Annotated in this window: 21 protein-coding genes and 1 riboswitch; of the genes, 8 read left to right on the top strand and 13 right to left on the bottom strand. The window is 69.8% G+C overall.

Annotated elements, in window-relative coordinates:
* Positions 1-51 precede the first annotated feature (51 nt).
* A complete protein-coding gene (locus ABZ624_RS29280) occupies positions 52-1,332 on the top strand; it encodes an SLC13 family permease (RefSeq protein WP_360095316.1) in 1,281 nt (426 codons plus the stop codon).
* Between the two features lie 203 nt (positions 1,333-1,535).
* Here the strand turns inward: ABZ624_RS29280 and ABZ624_RS29275 are convergent, their stop codons facing one another.
* The 7 genes from ABZ624_RS29275 to ABZ624_RS29245 form a co-directional block, all read right to left on the bottom strand.
* Positions 1,536-2,504, bottom strand: a complete 969-nt coding sequence (locus ABZ624_RS29275; RefSeq protein ID WP_360095313.1) for an inositol monophosphatase — start codon at positions 2,502-2,504, stop codon at positions 1,536-1,538.
* Positions 2,488-3,144 (bottom strand): hypothetical protein, encoded by a 657-nt coding sequence (locus ABZ624_RS29270; RefSeq protein ID WP_360095310.1) that lies wholly within the window; start codon positions 3,142-3,144, stop codon positions 2,488-2,490. Before ABZ624_RS29270 ends, ABZ624_RS29275 begins: the two co-directional genes overlap by 17 nt.
* Before the next feature lie 30 nt (positions 3,145-3,174).
* On the bottom strand, positions 3,175-4,125 hold the full coding sequence (locus tag ABZ624_RS29265; RefSeq protein ID WP_360095307.1) for a hypothetical protein: 951 nt from the start codon (positions 4,123-4,125) through the stop codon (positions 3,175-3,177).
* Between the two features lie 61 nt (positions 4,126-4,186).
* The gene (locus tag ABZ624_RS29260) at positions 4,187-5,626 is read right to left on the bottom strand and encodes an NAD(P)/FAD-dependent oxidoreductase (protein WP_360095304.1); all 1,440 of its coding nucleotides are present in this window, start codon (positions 5,624-5,626) and stop codon (positions 4,187-4,189) included.
* 466 nt (positions 5,627-6,092) lie between these two features.
* Positions 6,093-6,857: an alpha/beta hydrolase gene (locus ABZ624_RS29255; protein WP_360095301.1), complete on the bottom strand. Its 765-nt coding sequence runs from the start codon at positions 6,855-6,857 to the stop codon at positions 6,093-6,095.
* Positions 6,858-7,062: 205 nt separating this feature from the next.
* On the bottom strand, positions 7,063-8,256 hold the full coding sequence (locus tag ABZ624_RS29250; RefSeq protein WP_360095298.1) for an extracellular solute-binding protein: 1,194 nt from the start codon (positions 8,254-8,256) through the stop codon (positions 7,063-7,065).
* A gap of 494 nt (positions 8,257-8,750) precedes the next feature.
* Complete coding sequence (locus tag ABZ624_RS29245; RefSeq protein ID WP_360095295.1) at positions 8,751-10,187, bottom strand: gamma-aminobutyraldehyde dehydrogenase; 1,437 nt, start codon at positions 10,185-10,187, stop codon at positions 8,751-8,753.
* A gap of 170 nt (positions 10,188-10,357) precedes the next feature.
* Between ABZ624_RS29245 and ABZ624_RS29240 the strand changes: the two genes are divergently transcribed.
* The 6 genes from ABZ624_RS29240 to ABZ624_RS29215 all read left to right on the top strand — a co-directional run bounded on the left by ABZ624_RS29240 (position 10,358) and on the right by ABZ624_RS29215 (position 15,961).
* On the top strand, positions 10,358-10,876 hold the full coding sequence (locus tag ABZ624_RS29240) for an Lrp/AsnC family transcriptional regulator (protein ID WP_360095292.1): 519 nt from the start codon (positions 10,358-10,360) through the stop codon (positions 10,874-10,876).
* 19 nt (positions 10,877-10,895) lie between these two features.
* Positions 10,896-12,260, top strand: coding sequence for an aspartate aminotransferase family protein (locus tag ABZ624_RS29235; RefSeq protein ID WP_360095289.1), 1,365 nt, complete (start codon positions 10,896-10,898; stop codon positions 12,258-12,260).
* 209 nt (positions 12,261-12,469) lie between these two features.
* Entirely contained in the window at positions 12,470-13,210 is a 741-nt protein-coding gene (locus tag ABZ624_RS29230) for an ATP-binding cassette domain-containing protein (RefSeq protein ID WP_360095286.1), read from the top strand.
* Complete coding sequence (locus tag ABZ624_RS29225; RefSeq protein ID WP_360095283.1) at positions 13,192-14,559, top strand: hypothetical protein; 1,368 nt, start codon at positions 13,192-13,194, stop codon at positions 14,557-14,559. Before ABZ624_RS29230 ends, ABZ624_RS29225 begins: the two co-directional genes overlap by 19 nt.
* Before the next feature lie 108 nt (positions 14,560-14,667).
* Positions 14,668-15,081 (top strand): VOC family protein, encoded by a 414-nt coding sequence (locus ABZ624_RS29220; protein WP_360095280.1) that lies wholly within the window; start codon positions 14,668-14,670, stop codon positions 15,079-15,081.
* 220 nt (positions 15,082-15,301) lie between these two features.
* Positions 15,302-15,961: an LAETG motif-containing sortase-dependent surface protein gene (locus ABZ624_RS29215; RefSeq protein WP_360095277.1), complete on the top strand. Its 660-nt coding sequence runs from the start codon at positions 15,302-15,304 to the stop codon at positions 15,959-15,961.
* 77 nt (positions 15,962-16,038) lie between these two features.
* On the opposite strand, the gene ABZ624_RS29210 is transcribed toward ABZ624_RS29215, so the two are convergent.
* The 5 genes from ABZ624_RS29210 to rlmN form a co-directional block, all read right to left on the bottom strand.
* Positions 16,039-16,839 (bottom strand): maleylpyruvate isomerase family mycothiol-dependent enzyme, encoded by an 801-nt coding sequence (locus ABZ624_RS29210; RefSeq protein WP_360095274.1) that lies wholly within the window; start codon positions 16,837-16,839, stop codon positions 16,039-16,041.
* 24 nt (positions 16,840-16,863) lie between these two features.
* Positions 16,864-17,883, bottom strand: coding sequence for an ABC transporter ATP-binding protein (locus ABZ624_RS29205; protein WP_360095271.1), 1,020 nt, complete (start codon positions 17,881-17,883; stop codon positions 16,864-16,866).
* Between the two features lie 29 nt (positions 17,884-17,912).
* A complete protein-coding gene (locus ABZ624_RS29200; RefSeq protein WP_360095268.1) occupies positions 17,913-19,514 on the bottom strand; it encodes an iron ABC transporter permease in 1,602 nt (533 codons plus the stop codon).
* A 44-nt stretch (positions 19,515-19,558) separates the two neighbouring features.
* A complete protein-coding gene (locus ABZ624_RS29195; protein ID WP_360095265.1) occupies positions 19,559-20,668 on the bottom strand; it encodes a thiamine ABC transporter substrate-binding protein in 1,110 nt (369 codons plus the stop codon).
* An 81-nt stretch (positions 20,669-20,749) separates the two neighbouring features.
* Positions 20,750-20,858: riboswitch (TPP riboswitch) on the bottom strand.
* A gap of 38 nt (positions 20,859-20,896) precedes the next feature.
* The gene (gene rlmN, locus ABZ624_RS29190) at positions 20,897-22,003 is read right to left on the bottom strand and encodes a 23S rRNA (adenine(2503)-C(2))-methyltransferase RlmN (RefSeq protein ID WP_360095262.1); all 1,107 of its coding nucleotides are present in this window, start codon (positions 22,001-22,003) and stop codon (positions 20,897-20,899) included.
* A 396-nt stretch (positions 22,004-22,399) separates the two neighbouring features.
* Here rlmN and ABZ624_RS29185 point away from each other — a divergent pair, with 396 nt between their 5' ends.
* Positions 22,400-22,933: a hypothetical protein gene (locus ABZ624_RS29185; RefSeq protein WP_360095259.1), complete on the top strand. Its 534-nt coding sequence runs from the start codon at positions 22,400-22,402 to the stop codon at positions 22,931-22,933.
* A 444-nt stretch (positions 22,934-23,377) separates the two neighbouring features.
* Here ABZ624_RS29185 and ABZ624_RS29180 read toward each other — a convergent pair whose 3' ends face one another.
* Complete coding sequence (locus tag ABZ624_RS29180) at positions 23,378-24,076, bottom strand: DUF6602 domain-containing protein (RefSeq protein ID WP_360095257.1); 699 nt, start codon at positions 24,074-24,076, stop codon at positions 23,378-23,380.
* Positions 24,077-24,586: the final 510 nt, after the last annotated feature.

The following is a 24,586-nucleotide window of genomic DNA, read 5'->3' as shown; positions in this document are numbered from 1 at the left end:
TTCGAAGACGCCCTGGTCACAGCGACGTACAAACGTGCGACCCTTCCCACCGTGCGTGCCTTATTTTTGCGTCTGCATGTCCTCGACCGGGTGGCGATCGGTCTGCTGGTGACCGGACTGCTGTGCGTGGCCACGGGATTGCTGCCGACGGATTCCGCGTCCGACGCCATGACACGCATCGCCCCGCTCCTGGCCTTCCTGGGCACGGTCATCGTGCTGGCCGAACTGACCAGCCGGGCCGAGGTGTTCGACGTGGTGGCGGCACGGGTGGCGAGGGCGGGGCGGGGCAGCTATGCGTTGCTGTTCCTGCTGTGCGTGCTGTTCGCCGCGGTCACGACGATCGCCCTGAACCTGGACACGACGGCCGTCCTGCTGACCCCGGTGATGCTGGCGCTCGCCTCCCGGGTGGGCATCGCGCCGGTGCCGCTGGCGATGACGACGGTATGGCTCGCCAACACGGCGAGCCTGCTGCTGCCGGTGTCCAACCTGACGAACCTGCTGGCCGCCAACCGGGTGGCGCTGTCGCCGCTGGGCCTGGCGGCCCGGATGTGGGCACCGCAACTCGCGGCGCTGGCGGTGACGATGGCTTGTTTGTGGCTGTTCTTCTGGCGCCGGGGGCGGCGTGGGGAGCCTGTGGTGGACGAGTCCGGCCTGATGGCGGCCGTACCCGTGTCGGGACCGGGCGCGGCCCGTGCGACGGATGTGCGCGTGGATGCCGCCGACCGCTATGTGCCGCCCGCTGTGCACCGCCCCGCCGACGCGGTGCTGTTCCGCGCCTGCGCGCTCGCCTGCGCCGGCTTTCTGCTCGCCATCCTGGTGGCCGACGTACCGCTGTGGACGGCCTCCGCGACGGCCGCGCTCGTCGCCGTGGCGGCATTCGGGGTACGGCAGCGGTCCGCTCTTCGCCTGTCGCTCGTCCCTTGGCGGCTGCTGGTCATGGTTCCGGGCATGTTCCTGGTGGTCGAGACGTTCGACGCACACGGGCTGCACCACCTGCTCGCCTCGGCGGTCGGCACCGACGGCGGCACACTCGGCCAGTTCCGCGCGGCAGCGGTCGGCGGCGGCCTGTCCAACGCCCTCAACAACCTCCCGGTCTACCTGGCCGGGGAGGCGGCCGTCCCCGTGGGCAACCACGACCAGCTCCTCGCCCTGCTGATCGGCACCAACGCCGGACCGGTGGTGACACCGTGGGCGTCCCTGGCCACGCTGCTCTGGTACGAGCGCTGCGTGTCGTACGGGGTACGGGTGCCGGTCCGCCGGTTGTTGGGGACGGGTGCGGTACTGGCGACGGGCGCGGTGGGTGCGGCGGTCGCCGTACTGGCGTTGACCTGAGGCGGAGGGGTGAGAGTGATCGAGACCGGTTACTGCGCGAGGAGGATCGCGCGGACTGGGGACAGCGGCTACGGCGTGGCAGGGAGATCCACGGCATCGGCGCCTGGTCCGCGGGCAAGCTCGTCGGCATCGCGTGGCGACCTTCAAGGGGGTCATACGTTATGACCACCCACTGAGGTGACGAAACGCCGATCAGGGTTACCTCACGCTGAGGGTCTCCCGGGACGGGGACCGGACGTGGTGGGGGCCGGCGAGGACGTACCGGCCGCCGGAGGACGCGGCGCCGCTGGGCCTGTCGGGGCGGTTTCCGCCGTGTGGATGTGCTCGGTGCCGGAAGAGAACGAGCTGACGAGGTCCAGCAGGTGCGGCAGCATCTCCGGGCGGCCGGCGACGAAGGACCGTCCGGCGTCGGGGCCGCCGAAGCCGCCGGCGAACTCGGCGCCGTCGAGGTGCCGCAGGGCGATGCCGGCCTCGCGGGCGAGCAGCGCACCGGCGGGCAGGTCGATCGCCTCCGCGCGGTAGCCGACGAAGCCGTCGATGTCGCCGCGTGCCAGCATCGCCCAGGCCACCAGGGGCGCCCAGAGCTGGAGCAGGCGCCGGGAGCGGAGTTCGAGGGTGTGCCGCAGGGCGCAGGCCACCGGGTCGTCGCGGGAGACGCCGTGGCCCTGCGTCCAGGCCAGCAGCGGCCCGGCGGCCGGAAGCGGGCGGCCCCGCGCGGCCACGGCGAGCCGCCCGCCCGGACCCCGCGCCCCACCGCCCCGCAGGGCGGACCACGTACGGCCGGTCATCGGATCGTGGACGACCCCCACGACGGGCGTGTCATCGACACACAACGCGATGCCGACGACGTAGACCGCCAGCCCGATGACCACGTTGTTGCTGCCGTCGAGGGGGTCGATGAGCCAGGTGCGGCCGTCGTCGTCGCCGTCGCCGCTGAGTTCGCCGGACTCCTCGGCCAGGATGCGGTCGCGCGGGAAGCGGGCGCGGATCCGTCCGATCACCAGCTTCTCGGCGGCTACGTCCAAGTCGGTCACGACGTCGCCGAGTTCACCTTTCTGCCGTGCGGCGAAGCCGTCGGGGAAGCTGGACCGCAGCAGTGCCCCGGCCTCCTCGGCGGCGGTCACGGCCGTTCGGTGCTCACTGCTGTAGCCGGGGTCAGGGTTCGGGCTCATGGATCCTCCTGAGGGCGGCCCGAGCGATCCGGGCGGTCTGGGTCGCGTCACACGTGCTGCGGACCATGCGGTGCCCCGGCGCGGACAGCGGGCCCAGCGAGAGGTCCACCCGGCCGGGCAGGGTCCGCCCCAGCACCAGGGTGGCGGTGGGGCGGCCGTCCGGCACCACGGTGGTGTGGAACTCGCCTGCCGGGAGGGCGTAGGTCTGGCCGGGCGCGCTGGTGTGCTCGGCGCCGGGCCGGCAGCGCACCAGCCGCTCGGTGGGCCGCAGTTCGTCGACGCCCGAGGGATCGCTGAGCACCTCGAAGATCCGGTGGGTGGCCGCGCCGGCGTCCTCCTCGATGTGCATGCGCCGGTTGCCGAGCCGGCCGTACAGCACGGTGCTGGTCAGGTCCCAGCTGTGGCAGTGCACCTGGGGGGCGGTCCGGTCGGGTTCCGCCTCCGGGGTGCGGAAGACGTGGACGCAGACGCCGTCGCCGCCGTCGCGCAGGACGGGGAAGCAGACGAACCCCAGGGGATGGCGGACCGCGCGCAGGGCGCGGCGGCCCGAGGCGATCCGGTCCAGTTCCGCTGTGGCGTGTCGGATCAGCTCGGCGGTGGCGTGCCGCCGGGCGGCCCGTTCCAGGGCCGGGTAGTCCATGTTCCATCCCCCTTGGCCGGAACACGACGCTCACCTGCGGTACGGGTTCTCCGCGCGCAGCGCCTTGTCGATGATGTCGCCGACGTCACGATCGGTGAAGCTCGACGGAAGTGGCAGGCCGAGCCGGTCGAGCAGGCGTCTGACCTCGTCGACGGTGGGCTCGTCGGCGAGGGGGACGGCCTCGCGCAGATCGAGCTTGACCGCCTGTTCGCGGCTCTGGTGCAGCTCGGTGACGTAGTAGTCGTACAGCGGCCGGTCCCGCTCCACGTACAGACCGACCCGGCTCGGGTCGTCCTGGGTGATGATCAGGCAGGTGTCCGAGAGGTCGAACCGCAGGGCCGGTGCCACCGAGGACAGGTGGACGTCGATCTCCAGGGTGTCCAGGCGCTGCCGGTGCCAGCTCGCGGCGACGACGGTGGCGTACGCCTCCTTGCGGGTGCGCTCGACGGTCCACTCGCCGAAGCCGCCGCCGAACGTGCTCCGGAAGCGGGCGTACGCGGTGCACACCTGGTCGTCGGCGGGGTTGATGATGTCGATCTTCATGCTGAGCGAGCGCCGCTGACGCTGTGCCTCCAGCACGCATTCGGGCAGAGTGACGGCCCGCAGATAGGTGCCGGTGCCGCCCTTGAAGACCCAGCGGGTGGTGGCGCTCCGGGCCCGCTCGTGCGCGAGCGCGACCTCGGCGCCGGACAGCGTGCGCACCATCGCCAGGTCCTCGATGGCCCGGCTGGTCCCGGCGGCCGCGGCCCGGATGTCGGCCAGCCGCCGGCGGCGCTCGGTGAGCCCGCCGTACACCAGCGCGGCGAGGACCAGCAGGGTGGCGCCGGAGACGATGTTGCTGTCCATGTTGTTGTTGAGGACGTCCATGAGCCCGACGACCACGGCGACGACGATCGCCACGATCCCGTCGGCGTTCCGGACCGCCCACGCGATCCCGTCCTCCAGCCGGCGCCCGGCACCCTGCGGCGTACTGCGTGTCACGTCCACCCTCCCCCGACGGTGGCTTCCATCGTAGGAGCACGGACACGTCGGCAACCATGCATCAATCAGCCGTGCACGCACGGGCGTTCTTGCGGAGGTGGCGCAGTGCGGCGGCGGCTGCCCCGGCGCCGCACATGCCGTGCGCTCCGGGTCCCGGCGGGGTGGCGGCGGAGCAGCAGAAGACTCCTGGCAGGGCGGTGGAGTAGGGGTTGAGAGCGGGCCTCGGTCCGAGGACCAGTCGCGGGACGGTCTCGGCTCCGGTGACGATGTCGCCGCCGGCGAAGTTGGGGTTGGCGGTGGCGAAGTCGGCGGGTGAGGTGGTGCGCAGGCCGACGACGCGGTCCCGGGTGCCGGGGGCGAAGCGTTCGAACTGGCCGATGACGGCTTCGGTCGCGTCGCCGTCGTATCCGTGCGGGACATGGGCGTAGGCGTAGACGGGGTGGACCCGGCCGGCGGACCGGCTGGGGTCGGCCAGGTACTGCTGGCCGACGAGGACGAAGGGCCGTTCGGGCATGCGCCCGCGGTTCACGTCCCGTTCCGCCTGGGCGATCTCGGCGAGGGTGCCGCCGAGGTGCACGGTCCCGGCCTCCCGGGCGTGTTCGTTCGTCCACGGCACGCCTTCTTCGACGGCCAGGTCCACTTTGAAGGCGGCGGGGCCGGGGCGGAAGCGCCGGTAGGCGTTGCGCACCCGGCTGGGCAGCCGGTCGTCGTAGATGCGGGCGATCTGTGCGGGGGCGAGGTCGAGGAGGGTGACGTCGGCGGGCGGGATCTGTGTGTGGTGGGTGATGCGGACGCCGGTGTGGATCCGGCCTCCGTGGGAGCGCAGCGCGCGTTCCAGACTGCGGGCGATGTTCTGCGAGCCGCCCTCGGCTACGGCCCATCCGGCAGCGTGACCGGCGACGAGGATGCCGAGGCCGATGGCCGAAACCAGCGGCTCGGACAGCGGCCGGAAGGAGTGCGCCGCGACGCCGGCCCACAGGGCCCGGGCCCGCGGGGTGGAGAAGAGGCGGGCGAGGACGGTGGCGGGGAGTGTGGTGGGCAGGCCGAAGCGGGCAAGGAGCAAGGGGTGGGACGGGATGCGCAGGAGCGGGCCCAGCACGTCCTGGCTCAGCGCGTCCCAGTGGCGCACCGAGGACTCCAGCAGGCGCCGGTAGCGCGGGCCGTCGGGCCCGAGCATGCGGGCGGTGTCCTGCACGGAGCGCAGCAGCACGCCCGCTGTGCCGTCGTCCAGGGGGTGGACGCAGTCGATGTCCGGCAGCCGCCAGCGCAGTCCGTGGCGTGCGAGGTCCAGCGCCCGGTGCGCGGGCGAGGTGACGGCCATGGGGTGGATGGCGGAGCAGTGGTCGTGCAGCAGGCCGGGCAGGATCGCCTCCTCGCTGCGGGTGCCGCCGCCCACCTCGTCGGCGGCCTCCAGGAGGGAGACGTCCAGGCCGGCCTGGGCGAGGAGGGCGGCAGCGGTGAGCCCGTTGGGCCCGCCGCCGACGACGATCGCGGTGGTCATGCCGGGGCCTCCTCCACGGGTGCCGGTCGGACAGGCCGGCGTCGGCCGGTGAACGGGCCGGCTTCCGGGCAGCAGATCACGCGTACGTCCGCCTCCGCATCTTGTGGGACATCAAACCGGCCTTCTCCTCGTCGCGGGGGCGCCGGCGCGAGCTACGGCGATGGACGTGTCGACCTCCGGCGGCGCTGCCGGGGCCCGGTCGGCCGCGCCGTCGGAGGTCTGTGCCTGATGCCTGGTCCCTGGTGCCGTGTGCCGTGTGCCGTGTGCCGTGTGCCGTGTGCCGTGTGCCGTGTGCCGTGTGCCGTGTGCCGTGTGCCGTTGAAAGCTCGCGCAGTGGCGGAACCGGAGGTCCGGGCGGTGCGGGAAGAGCCGAGCGCCGACGGCTGCGTCGGCGCCGCCGGGCTCGGCTCGACCGGACACGCGGTCCCGACCCCGACCCCGGGCCGGGACCGTGGCCATGCCCGCGTCAGGCCGGCGAGGTGGCTGGCCGGCCGAGGTGACGGGCGAAGAACCGGACCGCGCTGTCGGCCTCGAACCGGGGCAGCTCCTTGTGCTTGCCCGAGTTCACGTGCAACGACTTCTCCTGCGAGGCGAAGGCGTCGAACAGCGCGAGCCCCTCCTCGCGGGAGATGTGCTCGTCGTCCCACTGCAGATCGAACTCGATCGGGATGGTGATCTGCTTCGCCTTCTCGGCCAGGACGTCGGGCCAGTGCTGGCCGAAGACCGCGGCCGTGAACCGTGGTTCCGCGGCCACCAGCGGTATGCCGATGGCGGTACCCATGTTGATGCCCCAGTAGCCGACCGGCCCGTCGGTACCGATCTCCGGGAGCTCCTGGAGGGCGTCCAGGGTCGCCAGGTACTCGGGCACCGCGAGCTCCGCCAGGTGGGCGTTGTAGCGGACGACGATCGGGCCTTCCGGCTCGCCCGCCGCCCTCGCCCGGAACAGCTCCGCGATTTCCTCCTCGTCGTGCGCCGTGCGCGGCCGGTCGCCGTGACCGGGCGCGTCGATGCAGGCGACGTGGAAGCCGCAGCCGGTGACGAGGAGTCGGGCCCGGCCGGTCATCGCCGGGTGCTTCTTGTGGTTGCCGCCGCCGTGCCCCATCAGGACCAGGGGCGCGCGATCGGCGCCGGAAGCCGGCGACCAGAGAACTCCGGGGACATCGCCCACGGTGAAGTCGCGCTCGACCATGCCGTTCGACGACGACTCGGAAGTGAACTTGAAAGAGTGCATGAGGTGTTGCCCTTCGGGAGTGCCTTGTGGTCGAGGCGCTCCCGGCGACACCTGCGTCAGTCGCCGGCCGTGACGGGAAGGGGGAGCACCCACGTCGATACCGCGTTCATGGGTCTCACCTCCTCGGACGGTGTCACGGTCAACGGGAAGCTACCAGCCTGATGATCATGCCTTCAACCCTTTTCCCGCCGCACTCCCCGGCGCCCTAAAGACCCACGATCGTGTTCCACCGCTGCGCGAACTCCACCCGCTCCGTGGAGGTGATGTCGCGGGCGATGGCGAGGCGGGACCGCATGGCGGTGTCCGGGAAGACCAGGGGGTTGTCCGCGAGGGCGGCGGTGTCCTTGTCCTTCGATGCCGCCAGGACCTCCTTGGCGGCCGGGACCGGGCAGACGTAGTTGACCCAGGTGGCCAGCTTCGCGGCGACGGCGGGGTCGTAGTAGGAGTCGATCAGGCGCTCGGCGTTGGCCTTGTGGCGGGCCCGGTTGGGGATCATCAGGGAGTCCGACCACAGCTCGGCGCCCTCCTCGGGTACGACGAAGCGGATGTCGGGGTTGTCCGCCTGCAGCTGGATGACGTCGCCGGAGTACGCCTGGCAGGCCAGCACGTCCCCGCTGACCAGGTCCTTGGTGTAGTCGTTGCCGGTGAAGCGGCGTATCTGGCCGCGGTGGACCTGCCGCTCCACCTCGTCGCAGACGTGGTGGAAGTCGTCCGCCGTCCACCTGGTGATGTCCACGCCGTTGCCCTGCATCAGCAGCGCGAAGGACTCGTCCAGGCCGGAGAGCAGCGTCACGCGGCCCTTGAGGTCGCCCGCCCAGAGGTCCTTGACGTGCCGGATCTCGCGGCCCAGCTTCCTGCGGTTGTAGGCGATGCCGGTGATGCCCGACTGCCAGGGCACCGTGAACCGGCGGCCCTTGTCGAAGGCGGGCGAACGGAGCAGCGGGTCAAGGTACTTGGCCACGTTCGGCTGGCGGGCGCGGTCCATCTCCTGAACCCAGCCCAGCCGGACGAACCGGGCGCACATCCAGTCACTGATGACGATCAGGTCGCGGCCGGTGGACTGGTGATTCATCAGCGCGGGGCTGATCTTGCCGAAGAACTCGTCGTTGTCGTTGATCTCCTCGACGTAGTCGACCCGGATCCCGGTGCGCCTCTCGAACGCCTCAAGTGTGGGCCGCCGGTTGGGGTTGTCGTCGTCGGTGTCGATGTACAGCGGCCAGTTCGCCCAGGTCAGTTTCTTGTCGGCCGCGGACTCGTCGGCCACGGCCCGGTCGCCGGGCGCGACATAGGCGGCGGGCACCCCGCAGCCGGCGAGGGCACCGAGCGCGGCGGTGCCGCCGAGGGCGCGCAGCAGGGAACGGCGGGACGGCACGGACGTACGAGAGGAAGTCTGGGGCACCCCGGAAGGATGCCGCCCGGCGCGGTGAGGAGACAATCGACGCTGCGTCGAGCATGCGCGCGCCGGTCCGACAGGTTGTCGATCAAGGCCGTTCACGCACCGGCCAGGGCCTAGACGACATGGCCTAGCTCCCCGCCAGCCCCAACGCCTCGGCCGCGCCCTGCTCCGGCGGGGCACCGGCACCGGCGTGATCCCCTGCCGGCCGCTCCACTCGGGCCCGCTCAGCGGGACCTTCGCCCGGGAGCGGCCGGCCTTGCCGGGCCCGTCCGGCCGGCGCCGCACCCACCCCGACTTCACGACGCACCCGGACACCCACCTCCCGGCTCGAACTGCCCGGCCAGCAACCGGAGTTCGTCGCAGGGGCGTGACACAGCGCGGCACCCGGACGGGGAGGTGACCCGTCCGGGTGCCGCGCCCATGAACGCCGGTCAGGACCGGCTCCCTGGCGGCGCACCCGCACCCGCACCCGGAAGACGACCGAACCCGGCAGACGCTCAGTCCAGCGAAGTCATCACGTGCTTGATCCGCGTGTAGTCCTCGAACCCGTACGCCGACAGATCCTTGCCGTACCCGGACTTCTTGAAGCCACCGTGCGGCATCTCCGCGACCAGCGGGATGTGCGTGTTGATCCACACGCAGCCGAAGTCGAGCTTCTTGGACATCCGCATCGCACGCGCGTGGTCCTTGGTCCACACCGAGGAGGCGAGGGCGTACTCGACGCCGTTGGCCCACTGCACGGCCTGGTCCTCGTCGGAGAAGGACTGGACGGTGATGACCGGGCCGAAGACCTCCTTCTGGACGATCTCGTCGTCCTGCTTCAGGCCGGAGACGACGGTCGGGGCGTAGAAGTAGCCCTTGTCACCGACCTGGTGGCCGCCCGCCTCGACCTTGGCGTGCGCGGGCAGGCGCTCGATGAAGCCGGAGACCTGCTTGAGCTGGTTCGGGTTGTTCAGCGGGCCGAAGAGGACGTCCTCGTCGTCCGGCTGGCCGGTCTTGGTCTCGGACGCGGCCTTGGCGAGAGCCGACACGAACTCGTCGTGGATGGACTCGTGCACGAGGACGCGGGTCGCGGCCGTACAGTCCTGGCCGGCGTTGAAGAAGCCCGCGACGGAGATGTCCTCGACGGCCTTGGCGATGTCGGTGTCCTCGAAGACGACGACCGGGGCCTTGCCGCCCAGTTCCAGGTGGACCCGCTTGAGGTCCTTCGACGCCGACTCGGCCACCGACATGCCGGCGCGGACCGAGCCGGTGATGGAGGCCATGGCCGGGATGTCGTGCTCGACCATCAGGCGGCCGGTCTCGCGGTCGCCGCAGAGGACGTTGAAGACGCCCTTGGGCAAGATCGAGCCGATGATGTCGGCGATCAGGACCGTGGAGGCCGGGGTGGTGTCCGAGGGCTTGAGGACGACCGTGTTGCCCGCGGCGATGGCCGGGGCGAACTTCCACACCGCCATCATCATCGGGTAGTTCCAGGGGGCGACCTGGGCGCAGACGCCGACCGGCTCGCGGCGGATGATCGAGGTCATCCCCTCCATGTACTCGCCGGCCGAGCGGCCCTCCAGCAGTCGCGCCGCGCCCGCGAAGAAGCGGATCTGGTCGACCATGGGCGGGATCTCCTCGGAGCGGGTGAGCCCGGTCGGCTTGCCCGTGTTCTCCACCTCGGCCGCGATCAGTTCCTCGGCGCGCTCCTCGAAGGCGTCGGCGATCTTGAGGAGGGCCTTCTGCCGCTCGGCCGGGGTCGTGTCGCGCCAGGCCGGGAAGGCGCGGGCGGCGGCCTCCATGGCGGCGTCCACGTCCGCCTCGCCGGACAGCGGCGCGGTCGCGTACGCCTCGCCCGTCGCGGGGTTGACCACCTCGGTGGTCCGTCCGTCGGCGGCGTCCCGGAACTCACCGTCGATGTAGTTGCGCAGACGACGCAGCTCGGTGCTCACTGCCGGCCTCCTGATCAGGTTCTTTACGTCCACTCACTGAGACACCCACCCTAGCCGCCGGGCCCACGTTTTCAACACCCCCACTGCCCGCACTTCTGCGAAATCCGCAAGACATGCAGTCAGAAACAACGGATTTCATTGATTGGGCCTTGCGAAACTATCGAGACGTCGTGCACAGTGAGGTCGTGGCCAGTCGAAGCGCAGACCAGAGGGACTCCTCCCGCGAGTCCAGGAACGGCACTCCCCAGTTGGACGCCGTCTCCCTCGCCATCATTCAGCAGCTCCAGGAGGACGGCCGCCGGCCGTACGCCGCGATCGGCAAGGCCGTCGGCCTGTCGGAGGCGGCCGTGCGCCAGCGCGTGCAGAAGCTGCTGGACCAGGGCGTGATGCAGATCGTCGCCGTCACGGACCCGCTCACCGTGGGCTTCCGCCGGCAGGCGATGGTCGGGATCAACGTCGAGGGCGATGTCGAGTCGATCGCGGACGCGCTGACCGGCATGTCGGAAGTCGAGTACGTGGTGATGACCGCGGGCTCGTTCGACATCCTCGCGGAGATCGTCTGCGAGGACGACGACCACCTGCTGGACGTCATCAACAAACGCATCCGGTCCCTGCCCGGAGTGCGCTCCACCGAAAGCTTCGTCTACCTGAAGCTGAAGAAGCAGACCTACATGTGGGGAACCCGATAACCGTGAGGACCCGATAACCGTGAGCACCAAGGACCTCAGCCGCACCGCGTACGACCACCTGTGGATGCACTTCACCCGCATGTCCTCGTACGAGAACTCCCCCGTCCCGACCATCGTCAGGGGTGAGGGCACCTACATCTACGACGACAAGGGCAGGCGCTACCTCGACGGTCTCGCGGGTCTGTTCGTGGTCCAGGCCGGTCACGGCCGTACGGAACTCGCCGAGACCGCCTTCAAGCAGGCCCAGGAGCTGGCCTTCTTCCCGGTGTGGTCCTACGCCCACCCCAAGGCCGTCGAGCTGGCCGAGCGCCTGGCCGACCACGCCCCGGGCGACCTGAACAAGGTCTTCTTCACCACGGGCGGCGGCGAGGCCGTCGAGACCGCCTGGAAGCTCGCCAAGCAGTACTTCAAGCTGCAGGGCAAGCCGACCAAGTACAAGGTCATCTCCCGTGCGGTCGCCTACCACGGCACCCCGCAGGGCGCCCTGTCCATCACCGGCCTGCCGGCCCTGAAGGCCCCCTTCGAGCCGCTGGTCCCGGGCGCGCACAAGGTGCCGAACACCAACATCTACCGCGCGCCGCTCTTCGGTGACGACCCGGTCGCCTTCGGCCGCTGGGCCGCCGACCAGATCGAGCAGCAGATCCTCTTCGAGGGCCCGGAGACCGTCGCCGCGGTCTTCCTGGAGCCGGTGCAGAACGCCGGTGGCTGCTTCCCGCCGCCGCCCGGCTACTTCCAGCGCGTGCGCGAGATCTGCGACAAGTACGACGTCCTGCTCGTGTCGGACGAGGTCATCTGCGCCTTCGGCCGCCTGGGCACGATGTTCGCCTGCGACAAGTTCGGCTACGTCCCGGACATGATCACCTGCGCCAAGGGCATGACCTCGGGCTACTCCCCGATCGGCGCCTGCATCATCTCCGACAAGCTCGCCGAGCCGTTCTACAAGGGCGACAACACCTTCCTGCACGGCTACACCTTCGGCGGCCACCCCGTGTCGGCCGCGGTGGGTCTCGCCAACCTCGACCTGTTCGAGCGCGAGAACCTCAACCAGCACGTCCTGGACAACGAGGGCGCCTTCCTGCAGACCCTGCAGAAGCTGCACGACCTGCCGATCGTCGGCGACGTCCGCGGCAACGGCTTCTTCTACGGCATCGAGCTGGTGAAGGACAAGCACACCAAGGAGTCCTTCAACGACGAGGAGACCGAGCGGGTCCTGTACGGCTTCCTCTCCAAGGCGCTGTTCGACAACGGCCTGTACTGCCGTGCCGACGACCGCGGCGACCCGGTCATCCAGCTCGCCCCGCCGCTGATCTCCAACCAGGAGACCTTCGACGAGATCGAGCAGATCCTGCGCGCCACCCTCACGGAGGCGTGGACGAAGCTCTGAACCTTCCCCGGAAGGTCCGATCATCCGACTGGCTGATCGACACCGGCCCCGGTGCCTCCGTTCGAGTGGGAACGGCGGCCCGGGGCCGTGTGCTGTCCGGGCTGCCGCGGGGGACCTGTCCTAGCGTTCCAGTGACCGATCGGCCCAGCCTTCGTTCCCCCGCACGAGGGACCAGACAGGGAAAAACGGACCAGAACCGAGGTACGCGTATGGAGGCCCCGCCGGACAACGACGTGCTCTGGGCACGTTCGCTGCACTTCAGGTACCCCGACGGGTCGCCCGGGCTCGCCGGGGTCGCGCTCGCCGTGCGCGAGGGCGAGATCGTCGCCGTCACCGGCCCGCGCGGCAGCGGCAAGACGACCCTGCTGCGCTGTCTGTCCGGCCTGCTGCCGGTGCGGCACGGCGAGGTGTGGTTCAACAGCACGCCCCTGCACACCCTCGGCCCGATGCGCCGGGAGCGGCTGCGCCGGGACCGCTTCGGCTGGATCGACTCCGCGCCCGTCCTGGTCCCCGAGCTGAACGCCTGGGAGAACGTCGCGCTCCCGCTGATGCTGCGCGGTGCCGGCCGCCGCAGGGCCAAGGTCGCCGCGCTGGAGTGGCTGGAGCGGCTCGACGTCGGCGAGAAGGCCCGCAACCGCCCGCACGCACTCCAGCAGGCCGAACGCCAGCGGGTCTCGATCGCCCGGGCGCTGGCCGCGGCCCCCATGATCCTCTTCGCCGACGAGCCGACGGCGCCGCTGCACCGCGCCGACCGCATCCAGGCCCTGCGCACCCTCATCTCGGCCGCCCGCTCGCACGGCATCACCGTGGTCCTCGCCACGCACGACCCCGAGACCGCCGCCCTCGCCGACCGCGCCGTGGGCCTGCTGGACGGCCGGAGCGTGCGCACCGTACACCTGCCGGAGGCACCCGACACGGAGGGCCGCGCCGCGTGGTCGCTCTCCGTCTGAGCCGTGCCGGACGCCCCGCCGTCCAGCTGCGCCGTCTGCTGGTGGCCGCGGCCTCGGCAGGCACCGGTTTCCTGCTCCTGTCCTGCCTCGGCTACGCCCTGAACCAGCCCGGGTCCGCGGACGCCGCCACGCTGCGCCTGGCCTGGTGCACGGTGCCGCTCGCCGCCACGGTGTACCTGGCGCTCGCCGTCGCCCGTACCGACCCCGGCACCCGGCCACGCCCCGGCCTGTCCGCCGTGGGCCTCGGCCCGGGGCGCCTGATGGCCGTCTCCGCGCTGACCACGGCGCTCTCCTGCACCCTGGGCTCGCTGCTGGCGCTGCTGGTCTTCCTCCTCCTGCGCGGCGACCTGACGGGCATGCCCTTCGACGGCGCGGCGGCGGACGTCCTGGCAGCGGACCGGCCCCTGCCCGCCCCCGCGGCCCTGACCCTGCTGACCCTGCCCCCCGCCCTCGCCTCGGCAACGGTGGTCCTGGCCCTGCGCCCGAAGGACCCCCTTCCCGCCACCCCGGCCCACCACAGGTACGGCCGCTTCGGGGCCTACGGCTCGATGGCCCGGGAGACGTTCGGCGCGTACGCACGGTTCGGTGCCCGGTTCGACGCCCGGTTCGGCCGACAGAACGGAAGCGACGGCGAGCCCCCTGGCGCTCAGCCCGCGGGCAGCCGTGCCGCCGGGGCGGCTCCCGACCCCGGGCAAGGCGGCACCCCGCCGGCGCCGGACGGCGCGACCGCCCCCGAGCCCCCGACTCCGGACGCGGACCGGACCGACCTCGGCGGACAACCCCCCGATGACGCCCCCGTCGGCTTCCCCTGGGGCGTCGCCCTGCTCGCCACCGGCCTGACAGCCCAGGCGTACGCCGGCCGGTCGGCCCTCGCCGTACTCACCGGCTGGCTCCTCACCGCATCCGGCCTCGTCCTCGCCGCCCCCGGCCTCACCCACCTGTGCGGCCGCCTCCTCCAGTCCACCCGCCCCGGCGCCCTCCGCCTCCTCGCCGGCCGGGTCCTCATGACGGAGGCCACCCGGATCGGCCGCCCCCTGGGCGTCGTCTGCGCGGTCGCCTCCGCCGGCCTCGCCAGGACCACCCCGTACACCGGCTCGGGACCGGCGTTCGGCCCCCTGACCACCTTCGCCACCCTGTTCGTCGCCGGCTGCACGGTCGCCACCCTCCTCACCGCGGCCGTGGAGACCCGCCAGTGCCGGGCCGGCACGACCGCCGCGCTGCTCCGCCTCGGCGCTCCGGCCTCGATGCTGCGCGCGGCCGCGGCCCTCCGCGCGGCGGCCCTGCTGGCGGTCTTCGGCCCGCTCACACTCGGCGTCGCCGCCCTGGCGGCCCTCCCCGTCGCCCGCTGAGCGGCCCGCCGCAAAGAAATCTCCTGCGGCCGATGAGTTCTGCCGGGCCCCGGGGTCTACCCCGCCGAACACGCTGATCCCAAGGCGAACCACGGAAGCGAGAACCTCATGTACCAGCAGATGATCTTCGTCAACCTGCCCGTGAACGACCTCGACGCCTCGAAGAAGTTCTTCACGGAGCTCGGCTACACGATCAACCCGCAGTTCAGCAACGAGAACGCCGCCTCCGTGGTGATCAGCGACACCATCGTCGCGATGCTGCTGACCAAGCCGTTCTACGCGACCTTCACCAAGAAGCAGATCGCCGACGCGACCACGACCAGCGAGGTGCTGGTCTGTCTGAGCGCCGAGAGCCGCGAGAAGGTCGACGAGCTGGTCGACAAGGCGATCGCGGCGGGCGGCACGGCGAGCGGCCCGACCCAGGACCACGGCTTCATGTACGGCCGCGCCTTCGACGACCTCGACGGCCACACCTGGGAGGTCATGTGGATGGACCCGGCTGCGGTCGAGGGTCAGGGCTGAACCGGGATCAAACGCAGCGGCGGTTAATAAGCAGGTAAAGCCAACTGAGTTGAGCGGCATATGCATTGACACTGCTTACGGAGCGCTTATAGACCTGTGAGCCTCCTGGGGGTGATGGGGCCTCACCTCATCCGTAGCCCCAACGCCCCCACAGCCCCCCGCAGTTATGCACCTGTAAAGGACAAACGTGTCCATAACTCGCCGTAGTGCACGCCGTTCCGTGCGCATCCTGGGTGTCGCCTCCGCCTCCGCCGCCGTGGTGCTGGGTCTGTCCAGCTCCGCGCTCGCGTGCACCATCCGTGACTTCAAGGCCGAAGCCAAGTGCGACGGCGACAAGAGCGTCATCGTCGTCACCGACACCGACGGCTCCCGCACCCCCGCCACCATCTCGGTGTTCCTCAAGGGCATCGGTGGCGTCGAGACCAAGGTGGGCGAGCAGAAGGTCAAGGGCTCGGCGAAGGGCGCTCCGGTCACCTTCCCGGACGACTGGAAGCCGAGCGCGACGTACCGCGTGCACATCACGGCCGCCAACAAGAGCGTCGACGAGGACATCCAGCCCGACCTGGTGACACCGTCCACCGCCTGCAAGACCGAGAGCCCGACCCCGAAGCCGCCGGCCAGGACACCGAAGCCGACGCCGTCGAAGTCCGCCCCGGCCGAGTCGGCGACCCCGACTCCGTCGGCCTCCGAGTCCAGCTCCGCCCCGGCGTCCGCGCCGAGCAACGCGCCGTCCCCGGCGGTCGGTGACTCGAACCTCGCCGAGACCGGTGCCAGCTCCAACACCGGCCTGATCGCAGGCATCGCGGGCGCGCTGGTCGTCGTCGGCGGTGGCGCGGTCTACTTCGGCATGCGCCGTCGTGGGACACGCGGCAACGGCTGACGCCTCGCCCTCCGTACACCGCCGCGGCCCGTCCTCCTATCCCCAGGGGACGGGCCGCGGTCGTCTCTCCGCCCGGCTCAGCCGAAGCTCGCCCGCTCCACCCAGAACTCCAACACCTCCCGCTCACCGAGGACTTCGAGGCCGGGGCTGTCCAGCGGCAGCCGGCGGTAGAAGGCCAGCAGCACCGAGGTGAGCGGGCCGCGCAGGGCGACTGTGGCCTTCTCGTGGCCGCGCCGCCAGCGCACGCCGTCGGGGCCGAACTCCACCAGCCACTCGGCGTTCAGGGCCGGGTCGGCGTCGGTCGCGTGGAGGTGGACGGTGCGGGTGGGCCCGTCCAGGCGCAGGGCCTCTTCATGGCCGCGGACCCGCTGGAGGAAGACGCCGAAGTCCAGCCACTCGTCCATCGCGTCGACGGCGATCTCCGGTGACAGTTCGTAGTCGAGCCCGGCGGCGAGGGCCGCGTCGGCGCGGTGGACGGTGATCTCGTGGGTCATCCGTCGGGCCCAGAACCCGGAGACGGCCTTCTCCGGGAAGAAGCTCCACACCGCGGTGTCCGGACCGGCCTCGCGCAACGTCGCGACGACCAGCTCACCGGTCTGAGCCAGCCACTTGTCGAGCGCCACCGCGTCGCCCCGTTCCTCTGGCCCGGCACCGAGGGACACCTGATCGTAGGGGACGTTCTCCTGGGCCCGGGTGCGCACCAGGGTCTCCACCCACCGCAGGGCGCCGCCCATATGCCGTACGAGGTCTTCCAGCGACCAGTCAGGGCAGGTCGGCACGGTCGCGGACAGATCGGCGCCAGAGGCCACCACGGCCCTCAACTGCTCGGTCTGACGGGAGATTTCGTCACAGTAGCGGTCATGGGAGAGCACAGTCATGCCGTCACCCTAAGGGCCCGATGATCAGCCGAGCACGACGATTTCGGCCGCGTCGAACTCCACACCCACCCCGCCCCCGACCTCCGGCGCGTCCCGCAGCGCGCACGCCGCCTCCAGGCGCGGCCCGTCCTGGGGCTGGAGGTGGACGGCGACATGGGTGCCCTTGAAGGTGCGGGCGGTCACCGTGCAGGGCAGACCGGTGTCGGCCGCCACGAGCCGTACCCCGGCGGGCCGGACCAGCAGGCTGCGGGCGCCCTGCGGGGAGCCCTCGGGCACCGGCAGCTTGCCCCAGGGGCTGTCGGCGACCGTCCCCGCGACGGTCGCCGGGACCACGTTGTCGAAGCCGAGGAAACGGGCCACGAACGCGTCGGCGGGCCGCTGCCACACCTCCAGCGGCGTACCGGACTGCGCGATCCGCCCGTCCCGCATCACCACCACCCGGTCGGCCAGCGCGAACGCCTCACCCTGGTCGTGGGTCACGGCGAGCACGGTGGTGCCCAACCGGCCGAACAGCTCCCGCAGTTCGATGACCAGCCGTTCCCTGAGCGAGCGGTCGAGCTGGCCGAGCGGCTCGTCCAGCATGAGCAGCCGGGGCCGGGGCGCGAGCGCCCGGGCGAGGGCCACCCGCTGCTGCTCGCCCCCGGACAAGGAGGCCACGGCCCGCCGGGCGGCCCCGGGCAGCCCGACCAGCTCCAGCAACTCGCCCACCTCGGCGTCCCGTTCACTCTTCCCCACCCCGTGCATGCGCAGCCCGAAGGCCACGTTCGCGCCGACGTCCCGCTGCGGGAAGAGCTGGTGGTCCTGGAACATCAGGCCGACGCCCCGCCGATGCGCGGGAACGCCCGACTGGTCGCGACCGCCGAGCAGCACCCGTCCGCCGGAGAGGGGCTGGAGCCCGGCGACCACCCGCAGCAGGGTCGACTTCCCGCTGCCGCTGGGGCCCAGCACACACACCACCTCGTGCTCGGCGACATCGAGATCGACCGCGTCGAGCACGGCCCGCCCGCCGAAGCGCACGGTCGCGGCATCGAGGCTCAGCAGCATCGAGAACTCCCCCGTCGGGCCGGCAGCATCTAGAACTCCCCCGTCCGGTCGGTGCGCAGCCGCTCCAGGACCAGCAGCGCGGCGGCGCACACCACCATCAGAATCGTCGAAAGGGCCATCGCCTGGCCGTAGTTGAGGTCTCCCGGGCGGCTGAGCAGCCGGGCCACGGCGACCGGGAGGGTGGGGTTGTCGGGCCGGGCGATGAACACGGTCGCCCCGAACTCACCGAGCGAGACGGCGAACGCGAACCCGGCCGCGACCAGCAGCGCCCGCCGCACCAGCGGCAGGTCCACCTCCCGCCACACCCGCCAGGGAGAGGCCCCGAGCACGGCGGCGGCCTCCCTCAGCCGTGCGTCCACCGCGCGCAGCACCGGCAGCATCGTCCGTACGACGAAGGGGGCGCCGACCAGCGCCTGGGCGAGCGGGACGAGCATCCAGGACTGTCTGAGGTCCAGCGGCGGCTTGTCGAGGGCGATCAGAAATCCGAAGCCCACGGTCACGGCGGACACGCCGAGCGGCAGCATCAGCAGCGCGTCGAAGCCGCGCACCAGCCGTCCGGCGTCCCTGCGGGCCAGCGCGGCGGCGGCGAGACCTCCGATCACGACGGCGACGGCGGTGGCGGCGACGGCGTACTGCAGCGAGGTCCACACGGCGTGCACCGGCGCCACCAGGAACGTACCGCCGTCGGAGTGCGCGAGCGCCCGGTAGTAGCCGAAGCCGGGCGCGTCGAGGGAGCGCCGCACGAGCACGGCGAGGGGCAGGACGAGCAGCAGGGCGATGGTGACGAGCACCCCGGCGAGCAGCGCCCACTGCCCGCCGCCGCGCGGCCGGCGGGTGGTCGCCTTCGGGTCCACGAGCCGTAGTGCGCTCTCCCTTCGCCGTACGGTCCGGGCGTGCACGGCGAGGATCGCGCCGACGGCGACGAACTGGACGAGGGTGAGGACGGCGGCCGTGGAGAGGTCGAAGACCTCGGAGGTCTGTCGGTAGATCTCCACTTCGAGGGTGGAAAAGGTGGGGCCGCCCAGGATCTGGACGACGCCGAAGGAGGTGAAGGTGAACAGGAACACCATCAGCGCGGCGGCGGCCACGGCGGGCGCGAGGGCGGGCAGCGTCACCTTCCGCCAGGCGTGCCACGGAGACGCGCCCAGCATCCGGGCCGCCTCCTCCTGCCGGGGATCGAGCTGGGACCACAGTCCGCCGACGGTCCGTACCACGACCGCGTAGTTGAAGAAGACGTGGGCCAGCAGGATCGCCCACACCGTGGTGTCCAGCCGTACGCCCCACAGCTCGTCGAGCAGCCCGCCGTGTCCGACGAGGGCGAGGAACGCGCTGCCGGCGACGACGGTCGGCAGCACGAACGGCACGGTGACCACGGCCCGCAGCAGCTGCTTGCCCGGGAAGTCGAAGCGGGCGAAGACATGGGCGGCGGGCAGCGCGAGCAGCAGGGTGAGCGCGGTGGAAGCCAGCGCCTGCCAGGTGGTGAACCACAGCACGTGCCGGATGTCCGGCTGCGTGACCACGTCCGCGAGCCGCCCGAACTGCCAGGCGCCGTCCACCTTCAGCCCACGCGCGACGATCGCGGCGACGGGCCAGGCGAAGAACAGCGCGAAGAACGCGACGGGCAGGGCCATGAGCCCGAGCCGCGCCGCGCTCCCCGCGCGGTCCTTGCGGGGGACTACTTCAGTACGAGCGAGGTCCACGACTTGACCCACTGGTCACGGTTGGCGGCGATCTTGCCGGGCGCCATGGTCTCGGGGTGCTCGGCGGCCGGCCCGTACTCGGTGAACTCGGCGGGGACCTTCGCGCCCTGCACCACCGGGTAGACGTACATGTTCAGCGGCATGTCCTCCTGGAACTCCTTGGAGACCAGGAAGTCGATGAACGCCTTGGCGCCCTTGGGGTTCTTGGCGTTGCTGAGCAGCCCGGCGAACTCGATCTGCCGGAAGCAGGTGCCGGTCGCGACGCCGGTCGGTGCGGTGCTGGGCCGCTTCTTGGCGTAGATCACCTCGGCGGGCGGCGAGGAGGCGTACGACACGACGAGCGGCCGGTCCCCGCCGGCCTTCTTGCCCTCCGACGACCCGGAGAACTCCTGGTAGTAGGCCTGCTCCCAGCCGTCGACGACCTTCACGCCGTTGGCCTTGAGCTTCTTCCAGTAGTCCTGCCAGCCTCCCCCACTCCCGGCTTCGCTCGGGCGGGAGGTGCCCCCATCCCCGAACTGGGCTGCGCTGCCGAGCAGGAAGCCGAGGCCGGGCGAGGAGGTGGCCGCGTTCTCGGTGACGAGGAGGTTCTTGTACTGGGGCTTGGCGAGGTCCGCGAAGGACTGCGGCGGGGTCAGCTTGTGCTTGCTGAAGTACGCCTTGTCGTAGTTGACGCAGATGTCGCCGTAGTCGATCGGCGTGACCCGGTGCTTGGCCTGGTCGAGCTGGTACTGGCTGCCGACCTTGTCGAGCCCCTTGGCCGTGTACGGCTGGAACAGCCCGTTGTCGAGGGCCCGGGAGAGCAGGGTGTTGTCGACGCCGAAGAAGACGTCGCCCTGCGGGTTGTCCTTGGTCAGGATGGCCTTGTTGACGGCCTGCCCGGCGTCGCCGTCCTGGAGATTGCGGACCTTGTACCCGGTCCGACGCTCGAAGTCCTTCAGCACGCTCTTCGAGATCCGCCACGAGTCGTGGCTGACGAGCGTCACCGTCTTGGAGTCCGCGGACGGCTTGGTGTCACCGGATCCGCACGCGGACAGGCTGATCAGGCCGAGCCCGACCGCCACGGCCACGAAGGTCTTGTTCTGCACTGGATGTCCTCCTGGGGTTGGCCAGGAAGAGACGCGGCCCTGCCCGGGCTCCGCTGGGGAGACCCGGGCAGGGCGCAACAGCTTGAGTGATGACCGAACTCCCTACCCAGAATGACCTGGGCGAGGTTCAGAGGGTCTGCGGCCCTGTCCGCCGCACTCTCAGCGCTGTGGCGCTCCCCTGTCGGAATATGAAGATATGTGGACTGAGGATATGTGGACGTGGCCAGATTACCGCTCGGTGGCCGCCAGCTGACCACAGGCTCCGTCGATCTCCTGCCCTCGGGTGTCCCGGATCGTCACCGGCACACCATGCGCGGCGATGGCCTCGACGAACGCTTTCTCGTCCTCCGGCCGGGAGGCGGTCCACTTCGACCCCGGCGTCGGGTTCAGCGGAATGAGATTGACGTGCACGGGCTTGCCCTTGAGCAGCCGGCCGAGCCGGTCACCGCGCCACGCCTGGTCGTTGATGTCCCGGATGAGGGCGTACTCGATGGACAGCCGGCGCCCGCTCTTCTCCACGTACTCGAACCCGGCGTCCAGCACCTCGCGCACCTTCCACCGTGTGTTCACGGGGACGAGGGTGTCGCGCAGCTCGTCGTCGGGGGCGTGCAGGGAGATCGCGAGCCGGCACTTGAAGCCCTCGTCGGCGAACCGGTGGATGGCCGGCACGAGCCCGACGGTGGACACGGTGATCCCGCGCTGCGACAGTCCCAGCCCGTCCGGTGCGGGATCGGTCAGCGCCCGGATCGCGCCGACGACCCGCTTGTAGTTGGCGAGCGGCTCACCCATGCCCATGAAGACGATGTTGGACAGCCGGGCGGGTCCCCCGGGCACTTCCCCGTCCCTCAGGGCCCGCATCCCGTCGACGATCTGGTGGACGATCTCGGCGGTCGACAGATTCCGGTCGAGCCCCGCCTGCCCGGTGGCACAGAACGGGCAGTTCATCCCGCACCCGGCCTGCGAGCTGATGCACATCGTCACCCGGTCCGGATACCGCATCAGCACGGACTCGACGAGGGTCCCGTCGAACAGCCGCCACAGCGTCTTGCGGGTGGTTCCCTCGTCGGTGGACAGATGCCGTACGACGGTCATCAGCTCCGGGAACAGCGCTTCCTGCAGCTTGTCGCGCGACCCGGCGGGGATGTCGGTCCACAGCTCCGGGTCGTGCGCGTACCGCGCGAAGTAGTGCTGAGAGAGCTGCTTGGCACGGAACGGCTTCTCACCGATCTCGGCCACCGCGTCCTTGCGCTCGGCGGGCGTGAGGTCGGCGAGATGCCGCGGCGGCTTCTTGGCTCCGCGCGGGGCGACGAAAGTGAGTTCTCCGGGTGCAGGCATAACACGACCAGTGTCGCAGATCATCTCCGGGGCCCCAGGCCAGAGCGGGGTGGGGGTGGTCACCCGTGGGCGCTGACTGTCAGCGTTGGTCGACCTCGCACGGCCCAGGGACGGCCCAGCACTGATCGAGGATGCCCGTGATCATTGCCTGGTAGCCCAGCAGGGTCCACGCCACCGCCGCGACAAGCTGCCGGGTGCGCGCCCGCCTGGATCTGGCATGCCGATGGCAAGGGCCCCTTCGTCTCGAAGCACCCTGGAGAAGGCTGGGCCTTGTCGGGCCTTCGCTTCCGACTGCCGCCGTCGACTGCAGCGGTCTTGTGTCCAGGCTTCAAAGACCCGAGGCTGATCGGACGGCTGGCCGGGGTGCCACCGCATGTGAGCAGAGCGGAGGCTTCCATGAATCAGACCGTGGTCGTTGCGCTAATCACTGCCGCAGCAGCATTGGGTGGCTCGGCGGTGGCCGCTCTGATCAGTCTGCGAAGTATCCGCTTACAGAATGAGCACGCAATTCTCCTTGCGCGCGAGGAGCGTGCCGAGAATAGAGTCGCCGGACTCCGCCAAGCGCGCCGTGACGCTTATAAGGCTTTCCTAGACAAGGCAAGCAGTGTGGTGGACGCCATCACCAAGACTCACGATGCACAACTCAGCGATGGTGATTTCCAGAGGCTATTTGATTTAGCCTGGCGGGAAGCCAATAACCTCCTCCCATTAATCAATGCCGTATCGATCGAGGGGCCGCTGGAAGTCCTAGAGTGCGGGCGTGAACTGCGAAAGGCTCTGTACGGTGAGTTGAGGACCATCCAGGCGGCGCGTCAAGGAGAAGAACCGAATGATGCCATTATCGATGCGGCCAATCGTCGAAGGCGGGCTGTTTCTGCGACATCATCGGCAGCACGTGAGGCACTTGGCGGCAATATCATCACTAATTGAGCTGGCCACGGTAAATGACACATAGGATGGCCACCCAGCCCGCGAGACGCCTCTTACTCCGCCTTCAGGGCGTTCCACGTTGACCGCTTCATACTGAAGCAACCTGGGCGCGTGGCCGACCTGGGGCTGGCCTGCCTCTCAACTGCTGCGATGGTCCATCGATGTCCGCACGTATTTGTGGTTGTGCGTTGACATCGTCACGCTGTTGCACACTCACCCCGCACCCCTTACCGGCTCGGCGGGGCGTCGATGATCCATAGCTCCATCTTGTTCGGCGGTAGATCGCATCGGTAGCTCGACCCGCTTCGGGCCGCCTACCAGTAGGTCTTAATTCTCTTGCGTGCGCGAGTGAGTTCAGGCTTTGACCACTCGCGTGGGTTTTCACCTGCCATCGATCCGTTTAGTCCCACCCTCATGAAGTACAGATTCATGCCCATGAATCGCCTATCTTTCGAAGCTAGATGGCGGTAAACGGAAGAAAGCATTCTCCCTACGGGCGGTGGATCGCAGTGCTTTAGTGGAAGACACGTAACCGGAAGTAAACATTTCGTCCCCATCTCCCATTGGAGGCATGCAGTACGAAATCCATGTATCGAGATCTGCCACACATACCATGTCGAGCGCCTCATTCGGATGCTGGACATGTTGAGCGTCCGACTTCTTCAAGAGGTTGGATATCTTGTCGATTGCTACATCATCAGAACCCCATGAATGAGAATGTGAGACCAGTCCGTATATGATATCCCGGCCATGCTGTTCATAAAGTAACCGCTTGAGAGCCGCGGCCCGCTTCACCGTCTCGCTGACATGCGCTTTCTTGAGGGTTAGCTTGCACTCGAAGACTGCTAGCACCTCAGAGGCGAGATACATTTTCTTACTCAGCAGACCTACGGGATAGCTATCCGAGAGTACGATCACGTCCACTTGGCGACTTGTGGATCCATCCGCGCAGAGAAGTCTCCCTTTCGTGACCACGTGCACCGAAGCAGGTAGCCATCTGCGCAATACATGCGCCCAATTCTCCTCCCCTTCGTCGCCTGCAGTTCCAGGATCTTCCGCTGCCCTGAAGGAAATCCTTTCGTACTCATCCTGAATTTCGCGAGTGGCTTGTCGCACATAGCTTTCGACTTCGTGAGGGGCCATTTATCCACCTTTCCTCCTCGCATCTTTCTCGTCAGCATTCTGCCAGGCTAACGACAGGCGTGATGGTGAAACTTGAAGAGCGGTCGGTGGAGCGGCTTTGGTCTGGAGCTACTTTGGGCGAGTGATCATGGCCCTGTAAGCTTCCGGCGAGTAGGGCAGTCTGTGGACCTGCCCGTAAAGCACGACGTTGGGGCCATGATCTTAGAGGCTCGCCCCAAAATGGCTGCCTAAAGCCGTGGAGCCGACCGCCCCCGCCATAGAGGGTGTCCCTCACTTCATGCCCGCAGCCGCCGGGCGCGGCCAGCCGGGGCGCAGACAGGAGGCGGGTCGCGCCGCAGAGGCGGCGCGCGCCCGCGCCGTGCGTGGGCACTAGATGAAGTAGGGAAAGTCTTACCGCGCTCTGATCACAGAGCGATGTCTTGTCTCGGTTGATGCTTGACGTTGTGGCTTCACCTGATGCTTGACACCGCTTGCCTCGGCTTGGCTGTGCGCGTCTGATCCGCGTGCAGG

It is taken from the genome of Streptomyces sp. NPDC007205 (genome assembly GCF_040634095.1).
Lineage (GTDB): Bacteria > Actinomycetota > Actinomycetes > Streptomycetales > Streptomycetaceae > Streptomyces.
Note: the sequence above shows the minus strand (reverse complement) of the source record. Positions and strands in the feature narration are given on the sequence as shown.

Bases quoted from the DNA above. Each gene is read 5' to 3' on its own strand.
- ABZ624_RS29200 (WP_360095268.1), bottom strand. From the start codon at position 19,514: ATGGCCCTGCCCGTCGCGTTCTTCGCGCTGTTCTTCGCCTGGCCCGTC.
- ABZ624_RS29185 (WP_360095259.1), top strand. From the start codon at position 22,400: ATGAATCAGACCGTGGTCGTTGCGCTAATCACTGCCGCAGCAGCATTG.
- ABZ624_RS29210 (WP_360095274.1), bottom strand. From the start codon at position 16,839: ATGACTGTGCTCTCCCATGACCGCTACTGTGACGAAATCTCCCGTCAG.
- ABZ624_RS29275 (WP_360095313.1), bottom strand. From the start codon at position 2,504: ATGAGCCCGAACCCTGACCCCGGCTACAGCAGTGAGCACCGAACGGCC.
- ABZ624_RS29205 (WP_360095271.1), bottom strand. From the start codon at position 17,883: ATGCTGCTGAGCCTCGATGCCGCGACCGTGCGCTTCGGCGGGCGGGCC.
- ABZ624_RS29220 (WP_360095280.1), top strand. From the start codon at position 14,668: ATGTACCAGCAGATGATCTTCGTCAACCTGCCCGTGAACGACCTCGAC.
- rlmN (WP_360095262.1), bottom strand. From the start codon at position 22,003: ATGCCTGCACCCGGAGAACTCACTTTCGTCGCCCCGCGCGGAGCCAAG.
- ABZ624_RS29255 (WP_360095301.1), bottom strand. From the start codon at position 6,857: ATGCACTCTTTCAAGTTCACTTCCGAGTCGTCGTCGAACGGCATGGTC.
- ABZ624_RS29180 (WP_360095257.1), bottom strand. From the start codon at position 24,076: ATGGCCCCTCACGAAGTCGAAAGCTATGTGCGACAAGCCACTCGCGAA.
- ABZ624_RS29270 (WP_360095310.1), bottom strand. From the start codon at position 3,144: ATGGACTACCCGGCCCTGGAACGGGCCGCCCGGCGGCACGCCACCGCC.
- ABZ624_RS29230 (WP_360095286.1), top strand. From the start codon at position 12,470: ATGGAGGCCCCGCCGGACAACGACGTGCTCTGGGCACGTTCGCTGCAC.
- ABZ624_RS29260 (WP_360095304.1), bottom strand. From the start codon at position 5,626: ATGACCACCGCGATCGTCGTCGGCGGCGGGCCCAACGGGCTCACCGCT.